Source organism: Acinetobacter sp. CIP 101966, assembly GCF_000369725.1.
Classification (GTDB): domain Bacteria; phylum Pseudomonadota; class Gammaproteobacteria; order Pseudomonadales; family Moraxellaceae; genus Acinetobacter; species Acinetobacter lwoffii_Q.
The window spans coordinates 25759-40790 of the sequence record NZ_KB850158.1 but is presented as its reverse complement, the minus strand read 5'-3'; the positions used below and the strand labels follow the sequence as shown (position 1 = coordinate 40790).

At 45.0% G+C, this 15032-nt stretch carries 12 protein-coding genes; 5 read left to right on the top strand and 7 right to left on the bottom strand.

The features are described from left to right. Positions 1-86: 86 nt before the first annotated feature. The 4 genes from ppk1 to mhpT form a co-directional block, all read right to left on the bottom strand. Positions 87-2150 (bottom strand): polyphosphate kinase 1, encoded by a 2064-nt coding sequence (gene ppk1 / locus F891_RS00280; protein ID WP_004729074.1) that lies wholly within the window; start codon positions 2148-2150, stop codon positions 87-89. A 177-nt stretch (positions 2151-2327) separates the two neighbouring features. After that, the gene (locus tag F891_RS00275; protein WP_005261510.1) at positions 2328-3275 is read right to left on the bottom strand and encodes a bile acid:sodium symporter family protein; all 948 of its coding nucleotides are present in this window, start codon (positions 3273-3275) and stop codon (positions 2328-2330) included. 125 nt (positions 3276-3400) lie between these two features. Continuing rightward, positions 3401-4030 (bottom strand): bifunctional nicotinamidase/pyrazinamidase, encoded by a 630-nt coding sequence (gene pncA, locus F891_RS00270; RefSeq protein ID WP_005261509.1) that lies wholly within the window; start codon positions 4028-4030, stop codon positions 3401-3403. 308 nt (positions 4031-4338) lie between these two features. After that, positions 4339-5544: a 3-(3-hydroxy-phenyl)propionate transporter MhpT gene (gene mhpT / locus F891_RS00265; protein WP_004647180.1), complete on the bottom strand. Its 1206-nt coding sequence runs from the start codon at positions 5542-5544 to the stop codon at positions 4339-4341. 724 nt (positions 5545-6268) lie between these two features. Between mhpT and dapA the strand changes: the two genes are divergently transcribed. From dapA to purC, 3 genes are read left to right on the top strand one after another with little or no spacing between them, the layout of a single operon-like run. Beyond that, on the top strand, positions 6269-7168 hold the full coding sequence (gene dapA / locus F891_RS00260) for a 4-hydroxy-tetrahydrodipicolinate synthase (protein ID WP_004647179.1): 900 nt from the start codon (positions 6269-6271) through the stop codon (positions 7166-7168). 14 nt (positions 7169-7182) lie between these two features. Continuing rightward, positions 7183-7788 carry a hypothetical protein gene (locus F891_RS00255; protein WP_004647178.1) on the top strand — a complete coding sequence of 202 codons (606 nt, stop codon included), beginning with the start codon at positions 7183-7185 and terminating at the stop codon, positions 7786-7788. A 37-nt stretch (positions 7789-7825) separates the two neighbouring features. Next, positions 7826-8545, top strand: a complete 720-nt coding sequence (purC, locus tag F891_RS00250) for a phosphoribosylaminoimidazolesuccinocarboxamide synthase (protein ID WP_004281247.1) — start codon at positions 7826-7828, stop codon at positions 8543-8545. Between the two features lie 309 nt (positions 8546-8854). On the opposite strand, the gene F891_RS00245 is transcribed toward purC, so the two are convergent. After that, positions 8855-10123: a replication-associated recombination protein A gene (locus F891_RS00245; RefSeq protein ID WP_005261508.1), complete on the bottom strand. Its 1269-nt coding sequence runs from the start codon at positions 10121-10123 to the stop codon at positions 8855-8857. Between the two features lie 263 nt (positions 10124-10386). On the opposite strand from F891_RS00245, the gene F891_RS00240 reads away from it, so the two are divergent. Beyond that, the gene (locus tag F891_RS00240) at positions 10387-12525 is read left to right on the top strand and encodes a putative bifunctional diguanylate cyclase/phosphodiesterase (RefSeq protein ID WP_005261507.1); all 2139 of its coding nucleotides are present in this window, start codon (positions 10387-10389) and stop codon (positions 12523-12525) included. 19 nt (positions 12526-12544) lie between these two features. Here F891_RS00240 and F891_RS00235 read toward each other — a convergent pair whose 3' ends face one another. Beyond that, on the bottom strand, positions 12545-12997 hold the full coding sequence (locus F891_RS00235) for a YcgN family cysteine cluster protein (protein WP_004647175.1): 453 nt from the start codon (positions 12995-12997) through the stop codon (positions 12545-12547). 192 nt (positions 12998-13189) lie between these two features. Between F891_RS00235 and F891_RS17110 the strand changes: the two genes are divergently transcribed. Beyond that, on the top strand, positions 13190-13348 hold the full coding sequence (locus tag F891_RS17110; RefSeq protein WP_004647174.1) for a DUF1328 domain-containing protein: 159 nt from the start codon (positions 13190-13192) through the stop codon (positions 13346-13348). A gap of 123 nt (positions 13349-13471) precedes the next feature. Here the strand turns inward: F891_RS17110 and murJ are convergent, their stop codons facing one another. After that, on the bottom strand, positions 13472-15022 hold the full coding sequence (gene murJ, locus F891_RS00225) for a murein biosynthesis integral membrane protein MurJ (protein ID WP_171057031.1): 1551 nt from the start codon (positions 15020-15022) through the stop codon (positions 13472-13474). Positions 15023-15032: the final 10 nt, after the last annotated feature.

The window sequence follows — 15032 nt, the reverse complement described above, 5'->3', positions numbered from 1 at the left end:
GAATGTTGCAATTAAAAAAGCCGGATCCAACATCCGGCTTTTTTATGGATATAAAACAAATACGCCAGTGTGTCTTGGCCTATCTCTTAAATTTTTAACTGTTTTTGTTCCAGCAGATATTGCTGGGCATTATAAGGCTGAGCCGGATCCTGACAAGGGACTTTATGCCACTGACCCTCGGCATCTAACTCCCATGCATTGTGACAATCTTTTAAATAGCTGATCAGGCCATCTTTATAAATCCGTTTTTTCAGCTCTGGATCCAGCACCGGGAAACAGGTTTCCACCCGGGAAAACAGGTTACGGCCCATCCAGTCGGCACTGGCACAATACAGTTTCTTGGCACCGCCATGTTCAAAATAATAAACCCGGGTATGTTCCAGGAAACGTCCTACGATTGAACGGACCTGGATATTTTCAGACATACCGGTAACTTGTGGAATCAGACAGCAGATTGAACGCACAATCAGGTCAATTTTTACCCCAGCCTGCGAAGCCTGATACAGGGCAGCAATCAATTGCGGTTCGGTAAGTGCATTCACTTTGATGATGATATGCGCGGCTCTGCCGGCCAGGGCAAATGCCTTTTCCTGCTCAATCAGTTTCAGCAGTTCGCTATGCAGGGTAAACGGTGCATGCAGCAAGGCTTTCAGTTTGGCCATTTTGCCCATGCCGGTCAGTTCCTGGAACATGCGATGCACATCTTCACAGATATCCGGCTGTGTGGTCATCAGGCCGTAATCAGTATACATACGGGCATTACCGGCATGATAGTTTCCGGTACCCAAATGCGCATAACGCAGTAATTCCTGATTTTCACGCCGGACAATCAGAATCATTTTGGCATGAGTTTTATAACCCACGATGCCATAGACCACGACCGCGCCGGCTTCTTGCAGAATATTGGCCACCATAATATTAGATTCTTCATCGAAACGCGCCCGCAGTTCAATCACGGCCGTGACTTCCTTGCCATTCCGTGCGGCTTCTGCCAGCACCTGAACAATTTCCGAATCCGGACCACTGCGGTATAGCGTCTGCTTGATCGCCAGCACCGCTGGGTCCTTGGCCGCTTCGCGCAGTAAAGTAATCACCGGCTGGAATGAATCAAAAGGATGATGCAGCAGCACATCCTGTGCTTTTAAAATTTCAAAAATACTTTTCTGTTTACGGAAAATTTTGGGAATCACAGGACTAAAATGCGGATACTTTAATTCCGGACGCTCAAAGCTGGTACTCAGGCGGGACAAATTGATTGGTCCATCAATCCGGTACAGTTCCTGTTCCGTCAGATTAAATTCATCCAGCAAATAGTCGATGATGTTCTGTGGAGAGTCATTTTCAATTTCCAGACGTACTGCACGACCAAAGCGGCGCGAACACAGTTCATCTTTTAAGGCCACTGCCAGATCGTCAACATCTTCCGACAATACCAGATCGGCATTGCGGGTAACCCGAAAGGCATAACATCCGGTCGCTTTCATGCCGGGAAACAAATCACTGATATGCTGCTGGATGATCGCAGTCAGAAAGATCTGGGTGGTATTGTTTCCGGTGACATCTTCCGGAATTTTAATCAGGCAGGGTAAGGAACGTGGTGCCGGCACAATTGCCATCTCGATTTCACGGCCAAAGGCATCTTTACCTTCTAGGCTGATAATAAAGTTCAGACTTTTATTCACCAAACGTGGAAAAGGATGTGAAGGATCCAGGCTGATCGGGGTCAGTACCGGTTGTACTTCTTTGGCAAAAAAGGCTGCAATCCACGCCTTGTGTTTTTCCAGAAGATCCTGATATTGAAGAAACTGGATACCCTGCGCCTGAAGTTCAGGCAAAATCGCATGATTCAGCACCTCATACTGCTTGTTAACTGTGGCATGAATGGACTGGGACAGTTCTTGTAGAATCAGCTCGGTGGGTACAGCATCAGGCGTCCGGGTAGTCGCATTCAGGTCTTGCTGTTTCATCAGCCCGGCAATCCTGATTTCAAAGAACTCATCCAGGTTACGGGAAAAAATAATCAGGAAGTTTAAGCGCTCTAAAATCGGTAAATTCGGATCGAGTGCTTGTGCCAAGACACGACGCTGAAATTCAAATAAGGAAAGTTCCCGATTAAAATAGGTCGCTGACGAATGCTGAAATTGTTCCATGCCCTCTCAATGCTGCTGATTACAGTCTGTTGTTTCACATCATTGAGGGGCGATCTTAGGCAGACTTCATGACACTTATGTTACAAAGCCCGATAAATCGATATAAATTAATATTTTAATTTTTAAAATTATAAAACATCATGCTCTGGCTTGTTGTGCGCTGTCATCAAACTGCAATTAGGTGTCTGTTTTTTCAGTTTGTCTGGCAGCCCAATAAGTGGCTAAAGCTGGCCCTGAAATATTATGCCACAGACTGAAAATGGCACTTGGTAAAGCGGTAAGTGGTGATGCGGCAAAATGGGTTGCCGCCAAGGCCACACCCAGACCAGAATTCTGCATCCCGACTTCAATGGATACTGCACGACAGTCTATTTCTGCCAAGTGAAATATACGACTGGTCCAATAACCCAGTAAATAGCCCATACCATTGTGTAAGGCCACGATTCCTAAAATCATTAAACCGGATTCCAGAATCTGGGTTTTGCTGCCGGCAATAATCGCCGCGACAATTGCCACAATCGCTATTACAGAAATCAACGGCATCACCTGAATATAGGCTGTGACTTTTTGCTTGAGTATCGCCCGTACGATTAAGCCCAGAATAATCGGGAATAACACCACCTGTAAGATCGACACCAGCATCGACCAGGCATTGATCTCAATCCACTGACTGGCCAACACATAGAAAATGGCCGGAGTTAGAATGGGCGCCAGTAATGTAGAAACCGATGTACAGGCGACAGACAAGGCAGTATTGCCCTTGGCCATATAGGTAATCACATTGGATGCCGTTCCGCCCGGACAGCAACCCACCAATATCACCCCGATCGCAATCTCTGGTGGTAGCTGAAACAGTTTGCACAGCAGATAAGCCAAGCCTGGCATCGCCACAAACTGGGCGACGACACCAATTGCCACAGCTTTCGGACTTTGCAAGACACTTTTAAAATCTCCCACGGTCATGGTCATGCCCATGCCAAACATAATGATGCCCAACATCCACGGAATATAAGCCAGTAACCAGACAAAAGCATCAGGGATCATCAAGGCAATACCGGAAAAAAATACGACCCATAAAGCAAAGGTTTTTTGGACAAATTGGCTAAACTGGAGCAAGGCTGACATGGGTTTCATCCAGGTGACATTAAGGGAGAAAAAGCAAGATAAAACAGGCACCCGTTGATGCCTGAATTTTTATATTCAAATATAAATAAGATCAAAGGGATATTAAGTTCTATCCCTATCCAGTGTTAAGCTGCTTGAACAATATCTTTCACATAGATACGTTTCACGCCATGCGACAGCATATCCTGCCAGGCATGTTGCAAGGAACCATTCAGGTCAATGCCCTTGGTGGCATCGGCAATCACATAGGTTTTAAAGCCCAGTTTGCAGGCATCGATTGCAGTCCAGGCCACACAAAAGTCCGTAGCAATCCCGCCCACAAATACGGTATCAATCCCACGTTCACGCAGATAGCCAGCAAGACCCGTCGGGGTTTTCTGGTCAGCTTCCATAAAGGCCGAGTAACTGTCGATCTGGGAATGAAAACCCTTGCGAATGATGAGTTGTGCTTGCGGTAAATTTAAATCCGGATGCAGTTCGGCATCGCGTGTCCCTTGCACACAATGCTTTGGCCATAAGACCTGAGTGCCATAATCCAGCTGAATGCTGTCATAGGCTACTTTGCCGGGGTGGTTGTCTGCAAAAGAAATATGGTTGTCCGGATGCCAGTCTTGGGTCAGGATAATATGCTTAAAATGCTGCCCCAATAGATTAATATTTGGAATAATCTGGTCAGCATTGGCTACAGCCAGATTGCCTCCCGGGGTAAATCCTCTTTGTACGTCTACGACCAGTAAAGCAACATTATTCTGCATCTGTTTTCATCCATTGAAATCTCGATTTATGCCCAAGCATAGCGCAAAATACCTCAGGATTTTTAGCTCTACGGTTAAAAATGGCATGACTGTGTATTCTCGGCATGTGTATATGAGCAGATCAATAGATTCATTGTTTTTGACAAATATGAGATGAGTTCCGGGCTTGTATCAAGCTAGATCTCTGCAAAAAAAATAAGTTTTAAGATAAAGTGATGAGTCTTTTTGATAATAAAACAGTGTATTTAATTCTTAAATTCAGAAAATAAAAAAGCCTGCAAGAGCAGGCTTTTTTAAATCGTTGAACCTTACACTTTAGTGCGGTTCACCAGGAACAGCATACATAATGCAGAGATGATGATACATGGGATCGCAGCAGTAATGACCCCCGCAGCACCGAAACCTGCTGTCAATAACTGACCGGCAATGACTGGCCCCAGCATGGCACCGATACGGCCAACTGCAGATGCAACACCAACACCAGTACCACGCACTTCTGTCGGATAAACGATACTACCGAAGGCATACAGTACACCCTGACAGCCAATCACGAAGGCACCGGCCAATGCTGCTGCCATATACATCTGGTTCAGCGAGCTTGCACCATTCAGCGCCAGTAGACCTGCCAGAATACCGCCGTACATCAACAGGATCACATAGGCTTTCTTCCAGCGGTCGGTCAGCATACCCAAAATAATCGTACCAATCGTCGCTGTAACCATGAAGTAGAATTGTGCAGTTGAACCATCTTTACGGGTAAAGCCAAGTTCCATAAACAATGATGGCAACCAGCTCAACATGATGTAAACCACCATCAAGGTAAAGAAGTAGCTCACCCAGATACACAGCGTACGCAACAGGTTGTCCGAATTAAACAGATCCTTAAATGAACCCTTCGGTGTAACGGCAAGTTCTGCAGCCGTTTTGTTCTGTGCTTTCAGGTATTCCTGCGATTCAGGCAAAAATAGCATCATCAGCGGAATGGCAAAAATCGGTAACAGACCACCGAGATAGAAAACATTTTTCCAGTTGGCACCAAATTCAGTCGCCGCAATCAAAGACAAAATCGCTGCGCCGACTGGCATGCCGCAGTACATCAAGCCCACTGCACGGCCACGGTTTTGTGGAGAGACTGCTTCAGAAGCAAGCGTGATCAGAATTGGCATCGCGCCGCCCAGACCTGCTCCAGCCAGGAAACGCATTGCCAGCAAGCTGTTAAAGCTATTGACCCAAACCGTACATAAGGTAAATACAGCAAATATTGCTGTTGACCAGATCAAGACTTTCTTACGGCCAATGCGGTCCGCAAATCGACCACCAACCAGTGCACCCGGTAATAAACCCAGAATCCCTGCACTAAAAAACACACCCAACTGGGAACTATCGAGACCAAAATGCTCACGAATACCTGCAGCAGCAATTCCGGCTGCCTGAATATCTAAGCCTTCAATCACCGCAATCAGAAAACAGATCGCGACCGTGACGATAGCATGCTTATTGTCTGATTTTTCCATTGGATTATCCTTGTTCAATCAGCGTTACAAAAGACAGCCATCATCTATGAGCCTGATTGCAGAAATAACTATCAATAAGTTGAACGTTTTGCTTGGATATTCCATAAGGAGCTGAAGTAGATGAATTGAAGATGCTGACTGATAAAGTCGCAAAAACACTTAATCAGAACATCATAAAGTTCAAGACTTAGAGTTTAAAGCTTATACATCAAGTTAAAAAATTAACCGATAAGAAAAAAAATTCTCAATTTATTGATATTTAAAAAAGATTAGTCTTAGTCGTTTTTGGCTTTATTTGTTTTGGTACGAGAGTACGATCAAGATGTACGAGGTCTCAATTTATCCAATATAACTATTAATCAAAAATTAAAAGGCATAAAAATGGCAGTTTTCAGCTGATCTTTTTGCACAAGCCTTATCATTATTGGGTTCATTTGGGGTAATCTCCTCCATTGTCTAGACTGGAGACATAACTTTGGTCTCAGGATTTTGCTTTATAAATCATCTTATTTATTACTTGATTGTTTCCAAAAGGCTTTGTATAAAGAATTCAGTAGCTTTTACTAAAGCATATTGTTCTTATGCGTTTGATCAGTCATAATTTGCATAAGCAATATTCAATTCAATGCAAATCTATTGAATTTGCTATAAATCAAAATACAAATCCATCCCAATTTATGTTTTCTCATTCCTTTCGGATGGACAAATAGGATAGTTTTTTAAAATGACTCAGCAAGCACAGACCATTCAAGGTTCCATAGTCGCAATCGTCACCCCTATGTTTGAAGATGGCAGCGTAGATTGGAAGGGTCTCGAGAAGCTGGTTGAATGGCACATTGCAGAGGGCACCAACAGTATTGTCGCCGTTGGAACAACAGGCGAAGCCTCTACTCTCAGTATGAGTGAACACACCCAGGTGATCAAAGAAATCATTCGTGTGGCCAACAAACGTATTCCTATTATTGCCGGCACAGGTGCGAACTCGACCCGTGAAGCGATCGAACTGACCCGCGAAGCCAAAGAGCTAGGGGCAGATGCCGCTTTACTGGTAACGCCATATTATAACAAACCGACTCAGGAAGGCTTGTATCAGCATTATAAAGCTATTGCTGAAGCTGTTGACCTGCCACAGATTCTTTATAATGTTCCAGGCCGTACCGGTGTGGATATGGCCAATGAAACCGTGATTCGCCTGGCGGATATTCCACAAATTATCGGTATTAAAGATGCGACTGGCGATGTACCGCGCGGTGCTGAACTGCTACAAGGTCTTGTAGGCAAAGACATGACTGTTTATTCGGGTGATGATGCCACTGCATATCAGCTGATCGGTCATGGTGCCAAAGGTAATATCTCGGTCACAGCGAATGTGGCTCCGAAAGCTATGAGCGAAGTGTGTGCTGCCGCCATTGCCGGTGATGCAACCACAGCTGAACAGTTAAATGCTCAGGTTGCAAATTTACACAATATTTTATTTTGCGAATCGAACCCAATTCCTGTGAAATGGGCACTCCATGACATGGGCTTAATTGGTACGGGTATTCGCCTTCCATTAACACCACTTGCAGAACAATATCGCGCTCCGCTTCATGAAGCACTGGTCGAAGCGGGCGTTATTAAATAAAAGAGCACAAGATTATGCAATTACGTTTAGGACTTAGCCTTACACTTTCAGTATTCAGTTTGGCAGGTTGTAGTTCAATGGCCTTTAATAACGGCACTTTAGACTATAAAGAGACTACTACCCTGGAAGCTTTACAATATCCTGAAGGCGCCATGGTTCGTCCTGCAACGCCATTGTATCCTGCTCCAACAGTTGATCCGCTTGCAATTGAACATGCACCGAAGCTTGAAAACCAGCGTGGCAACCGTTTTGCCTTGCCACGCCCACAAGCCCAGACTGAAAACTCAAATACAGCTGATCTAACCGAAACCAATACAGTGGGTCAACCACAGTTGGTCACTGACGGAAATCTTAATCCGCTGCTTAAAATTGAGGGAAATTCTGCTACAATTTGGCAATATACACTTGCCACCCTCAGCAGTCTGAATCATAGCATCGTTGCGCAGAGCAAAAATCGTTACGAAGTCACGATTAAGGTCGACCAGCAGACCTATGTATTAAGATTATCTTCTGTCGGTTCGAGTAATAACCTCGCTGTGTTCAATGCCGATAACAGTTTTGCCGACCGTGAAAAAGCTGCAGAACTGCTCAACCAGATTTACCAAAATTGGCCAGCCTAGACATTTCTAGGCATTTTTTTTTGTAAAAGGTTCCCTCATGTTAAAACAAACCTTGCTCTATACTGGTAAAGCGAAATCTGTCTACACCACAGACAGTTCAGACCATCTGATTTTAGTCTTTCGCGATGATGCCTCAGCATTCAATGGCGAAAAAATTGAGCAACTAGATCGTAAAGGCAAGGTGAACAACCGTTTTAACGCCTTCATCATGGAAAAACTGGCAGAAGCGGGAATTGAGACCCACTTTGAAAAGCTACTGACTCCAAATGAAGTGCTGGTGAAAAAACTGGATATGATCCCGGTTGAATGTGTGATCCGTAACTATGCAGCAGGTTCTTTATGCCGCCGCCTGGGTGTGGAAGAAGGCAAGGAACTGACTCCTCCAACATTTGAATTGTTCTTTAAAGATGATGCGCTTGGCGATCCAATGGTCAATGAATCACAAGCCATTGCTTTAGGTTGGGCAACTGCTGAACAATTGGCGAAAATGAAAGAATTGACTTACCAAGTGAACGACGTGCTTAAAGCATTGTTTGACGCAGGTAACATGATTCTGGTCGATTTCAAACTTGAATTTGGTGTGTTCCACGACCGTATCGTACTTGGTGATGAATTCTCTCCAGACGGTTGCCGTCTATGGGACAAAGACACCAAGAAAAAACTGGATAAAGACCGTTTCCGTCAAGGTTTAGGCGGCGTGGTTGAAGCCTATGAAGAAGTGGCTGGCCGTTTAGGTATCAACCTGGACAACATCTAATCTGGAAATGCGCAGATTCGAAAAAACCGAGCTTTTTAGCTCGGTTTTTTTATTTCCGGTTTTTAATCGGAAAAATAAATTTTTATTATTAAAATGATCGTTTTTACATCAAAAACTATCTGCATTAATATTATCTCATACCAGGCAAATCAGTGAATTGATGCACTTAGCTCCATATTTGCCGACCAGATTTTTCCTCTACCCTCTAGGATGTTATCTCCCTCAAAAAACATCCTACTTTCAGCCCAATTCACCTTGAATTGGGCTTTTTTTACTCTGTTCAATTAGTTGAGATACCCAGCTTTATTGCTACTGTTGTTGCTGTTGCCAACGGCGTTGCTGTAAACGCTCCCCTTCAACTTCACGTTTATTACGTGCTGATTCATACAGTTTGGTATTTTTCAATTCTGGCGGCATATATTCTTGCAGCACAAAATGCTCAGGATAATTATGCGGATACAGATAATCCACGCCATAGCCCTGTTCTTTCATCAGTTTGGTCGGTGCATTCCTTAAGTGCAAAGGCACTGGCAGATTTGAGGTTTTATCTGCGAGTTCCATCGCCTTGTTAATCGCCAGATAGGTACTATTACTTTTGGCACTGGTCGCTAGATAAACCGCACATTGTCCCAAAATAATCCTGCATTCCGGCATGCCTACGGCTTGCACAGAACGGAAACATTCACCAGCCAATAGCAAAGCATTTGGATTGGAGTTGCCGATATCTTCGGATGCGGCAATCAACATGCGCCGTGCAATGAATACCGGATCTTCACCGCCTTTGAGCATGCGTGCCATCCAGTACAGGGCCGCATCTGGGTCACTGCCGCGAATTGATTTAATAAAGGCCGAAACTAAATCATAGTGCTGCTCACCAGACTTGTCATAGCGGGCAATATTTTGCTGTGCCACTTTCACCACCACCGCATTGGTAATGATATTTTCCATATCCGCTTCAAAGGTACTGGCAATCAGATCCAGTAAATTCAGCGCCTTGCGGGCATCTCCTGCCGCGAACTGGATCAGGGCATCAAATTCTTCAATCAGGATATGTCTTTCCTGTAAGAAAGAGTCATTTTGCAAGGCTTGCGTCAACAAAGTCTGAATCGATTCAGCACTCAACGCATTCAGGCTATACACCTGACAACGTGATAACAAAGCACTATTCACTTCGAAAGACGGGTTTTCGGTGGTGGCGCCAATCAGGGTAATTTTGCCTTTCTCGACCGCATTTAATAATGCATCCTGCTGGGATTTATTAAAACGGTGAATTTCGTCAATAAACACCACTGGCGTCAGCAAATCGCCACCTTCGGCAATGATTTCACGTAGCTCTTTCACGCCGGTATTCAGGGCAGACAGACTGATAAAAGGCCGGTCTACCGCTTGAGCCAATAATAAGGCAATGGTAGTTTTGCCGACCCCGGGAGGTCCCCAAAAAATGATCGAAGGCAGATGCCCCTGATCAATCATCTGGCGTAAGGGCGCATGTTCTCCCAGCAAATGTTCCTGCCCGATAATCTGTGTAAGGTCGCGTGGCCGTAAGCGTTCTGGAAGCGGGATATGACTATCTGACATGTTATTATTGGCTCAAACTAAATTCTGATCTCATTCTAACATCAGCAGTTTTGATTCCAAGAATGCAAACATCAAGCATAAAAAATTAATTTATGTAGATATCCTCTATTTTTTTAATTCTGAATGAATTAATCTCTATAAAAGCGAATAATTTGAACATGATTAATTGTGAATTAATTACAGTGTAATTTTCATATTGTTTATTCTAATTAAAAGAAACTTATCTCGCCCCTTGGGCACTTTTGGGTTGTAGTGGTGAATGCATGAAGCATGATAAATTTGAACAGGGAGCTGTGAGTCGGTCTAAGCCACTGACGTCATCATCACTGATTGCACCCCACGTTCACTTGTCTGAATCGGTTTTGTTAAAAAATCTGATCGATGCCTTACCGCAACCCTTGTGGGTCAGCAACAAAAAACATCTGCAATATTTTAACGATGCCTTGACTGATTATCTTGGCGTGAACCTGAATGAACAGGGTCATCCGCAATGGCAGAGCTTTATTCATGCAGAAGACTTGCAGCTGTTTTTAGCGCAGTGGCATGCTGCGCTGGATCAGCATCAGAACTTTGAAACCCAGTGCCGGATTAAACGCAGTGATACCCATTATCGCATGTGTACCCTAGCGGTAAAATTTCATCATGAACCTGAACATTTGCTGCAATGGGCCGTTTCCCTGACTGATGTGCATGATTATTTTGAAATCCAACAGCAACTTTCTCAGATTGTTTCAACCCAGGAAAACATGTTGGATGCCAGCGCAGACTGCATCAACATTATCAGTCCTGAAGGCGAGATTCAGCATAGCAACCAAGCTGGCTGTCTCGCACAAGCAAATGAGACCGCAGAACAAGATCAGGACCGTTCATTGTGCTGGTTAAATCGCTTAACCCCTGAAGCCCGAAAATCCGGGCAACGTGCTTTGAAACAGGCAGCCCAAGGCTTAAACAGCCGTTTCTCCAGCAAAATCCAGATCAAAGATCAACCGATCCAATATTGGGATCATCTGCTCACCCCGATTCTGGATCAGCAGAATATTACTCAAAATATCCTCTGTGTATCACGTAATATCAGTCAGCAAAAAATTGCAGAAACGCGTTTAAAAGAAGTAATTAAACGGGATGAACTCACCGGCCTGTATAATCGTAGTACCTTCTATAAAACCTTTAAGCAGGTGCTTTTAAAGGCCAAACAACAGCAGACCATGGCGGGTTTACTGCTGATTGATCTGGACTATTTCCGGCATATTAATGACACCTTGGGCCATATTGCCGGCGATCATCTGCTACATGTCTTGGGCAAACGTTTCCAGACCTGCTTCGGGCCAAATACCATCATCGCCCGTTTGGGTGGCGATGAATTTGCCGTACTGGTCAAAAATCTGGAAAGTGAAGAGCAGCTGCTGGCAACGGCGCAAATGGCCTATGCCCAGCTGGATCAGCCCATCAATTATGTCGGCAATAGCATCAGCAGTGCCATGAGTATTGGCTGTGCCATCTATCCACGTGATGCATTGAATACCTCTAATCTGCTGAAATGTGCTGATATCGCCTTAAATGACCTGAAAAATAGTGGTCGTGGTGGCATCCGCATGTTTAATCAGGAAATGTGTGGGTCACTGGAAAATATAACCAAGCAGCTGACTCTGGCTCGCAAGATTATTCTGGCCGATCAGATCATTCCCTATTACCAACCTAAAGTACGTCTTTCTGATGGTGCAGTGATTGGTTTCGAAGCACTATTACGCTGGCAAGATCAGAATCAGAACATTCAGTTACCTTCCGAAATTTTTGCTGCCTTTCAGGACTATGAGCTGGCCTCACGCATCAGTGAGACCATGCAACTGAAAGTCTTTGCAGATATGAGTCGCTGGCAGGCACAAGGTCTGGATCTGTTACCGATTTCCATCAATGCTGCACCGGTCGAATTCCTGCGCGATGACTATGCCGAAAAACTGTTGGCACGCCTGTCCAATTTCGATATTCCGGCCCACAAAGTTGAACTGGAAATTACCGAACAGAGCCTGTCCGAGCATGGTGCCAATTATGTGGTTCGCGCCCTCAACCTGCTGAAACAGGCTGGAATCCAGATTTCGCTGGATGATTTCGGTACTGGACATTCTTCGCTGACTCGCTTGCAGGACTATCCGGTCGATTGCATCAAGATTGACCGCAACTTTGTAGAACGCATGAACAGTGACCCGTCTGCCCTGGCTATTGTCAAAGCCATTACTCAGATAGGCTCTAGTATTGCACTGGATGTTCTGGTGGAAGGAATCGAGAATACAGAACAGCTGGATACCCTGATCCATTGTGACTGTCAGATAGGACAAGGATTCTATTTCTATCGCCCGATGGCCGGTGCTTCGGCTCAGGCTCTACTCCATCCAGCAGATCAATAAACGCATCACGCAGGCCGATTTAACGCACCCAACGTACGATATAGTCTTCGATGTCATCTTCATGAATGTCGCTTTCACTCAGGCAGCGCCCTGCTGCCGACTTACGTGCCTGAATCACACTTTCCCGTGAACCGCTGATCAGATAATGCCAGGATGGCAGGCTTTTGCCCTGCTCTACCCGGCGATAGGCACAACTCGAAGGCAACCAGTGAATCGTTTCCAGCTTCTCTGGCGTGAGCTGAATACAGTCCGGCACATATTGCAAACGATCCGAATAATTGGAACAACGCGCAGTGCTACAATCCAGTAATTTGCAGGCCACTTTGGTATATGCGACTTCCTGAGTATCTTCATCTTCCAGCTTAATCAGACAACATAATCCGCAACCATCACACAAGGCCTCCCACTCGACTTGTGTCAGTTCAGCAAGTGAATAGTTTTTCCAGAATTCGGGACGTAAAGTATCGCTCATGATCAGGTCGGCACATTCAAAAATCAGCTTATTATAGCAGCCCGAACCCTGCAGACCTACCGCCTCAAATTCTTATTACTATCACGTAAACTATTGTTAAATCATAGACAGTTCATCAACAAAACACTAACAGTCGCTGGAATCGTTTATTTCTATACTAAATTTGAAAATAAAAACACATGGAGAATATATATGTTTCGCTGGGCTATTATTTTTGCTGTTATTGCATTAATTGCGAGTCTACTTGGTTTCGGTGGCGTCGCAGGCTTGTCTAAGGATTTTGCAATTATCTTGTTAGTAATTGCGGTGATTCTTGCGATCGTTGGTTTTCTTTCGCGCGGCAAGGTCTAGATTTACGCTAGACCTGTTCAAAGCAAGTGTTAGCTTTCAAAAAACAAGAGCCTTCTGGCTCTTGTTTTTTTATGGGTATTTTAATGATCTATTTTGATCAAAAATACTTCTTTCAATATGAACTTAAGGTTTTAAATGACGTGGTCTAAAACCCGCTACCAGCAAGGCTGCAACGTACGCCACCACACCCACAACACATAAGATCAATACTTCTAAAACACGCATCCATTGTGATACATCTGCGTTATACCAGCTTAGGGCATAGGCCAGAGCCGCAATCATCACCACATTGGCAAACATGAATTGCAGGAAGATTTTTTTCCAGTGCGAACCAAAACGGAAAATATCACGCTTATGCAGATAATAATAAAGCAAACCGGCATTGACCATGGCTGAACCCGTCGATGCCAACGCAAGGGCCATATGCTCTGCTTCCCAGTCAATCAGCTTGAAGAAACCGATAAAGATCACGTTCAGAATCGCATTGGCCGCCACAGCCATCAGACCGACCCGCACCGGGGTTCTGGTATCCTGCTTTGCATAAAAACCGGGTGCAAAGACTTTAATCAACATAAAGGCAATCACACCACCGCTCATACATTGCAGCGCCAAAGCCGTCATCTGGGTATCTTCAAAGGTGAATTGGCCACGTTCAAACAGGGCCTGAATAATCGGGGTCGACAGCATAAACAGTGCAATACTGGCGGGTAGGCCTGCCATCACAATGACTTTAGCTGCCCAGTCCATCATGCCACGGAATTTTTCTGGGTTCTGTTCAGTATGCCGTGCCGATAACGACGGCAAAATCACGGTACCAATTGCAACACCGATCAGACCCAGTGGCAATTCGGTCATACGCTCGGCACTATACAGCCAGGACACCGAACCATCCTGCATGAATGAGGCCCAGATGGTATTTAATAGCAGGTTAATTTGCGTGACAGATACACCAAATAATGCCGGCAGCATCAACTTCATGATGCGATCTACGCCTTCATGCTTGAAGTCAATTTTCGGTGGAATCAGCAGGTTTTTACGCCACAATTCAGGAATCTGGATGGCCAGCTGCAAAATACCGGCAATGATCACAGCCCAGCCCAGTGCCATAATCGGCTCGGCCATATAAGGCGTAAGCCAGAGCGCTCCGGCAATCATCGCTACATTCAGCAAGACCGGTGCAAATGCCGGGGTACTGAAAGAACCATAACTGTTCAGAATACTGCTGGCAAAAGCCGTCAGTGACATGAACAGCAAATAAGGAATGGTCAGGCGAAACATGTCGGTCGCCAGGGCGAATTTTTCAGGATCGCTATGAAAACCGGGCGCATAGACATACATAATCAATGGCGCAGCAATGATCGCGACCATGGTCAACGTGGTCATGACCGTGGCCAGACAGCCAAATACCCGGCTGATCAGGATCTGGACTTCAGTATGCGTGCGACTGGTCTTATATTCGGTCAGTACCGGAATAAACGCCTGTGAAAATGCGCCTTCGGCAAATAAACGCCTGAAAAAGTTTGGAATACGAAATGCGACTACGAAGGTATCGAAGTCTTTACCAGCACCAAAGACATTCAGTAAAACAATATCTCGAACCAATCCCAGTACGCGTGACAACATGGTCATCGCACTGACAATGACGGTCGAACGCCAAAGCGCCATCCTATTCACCTAATGTATA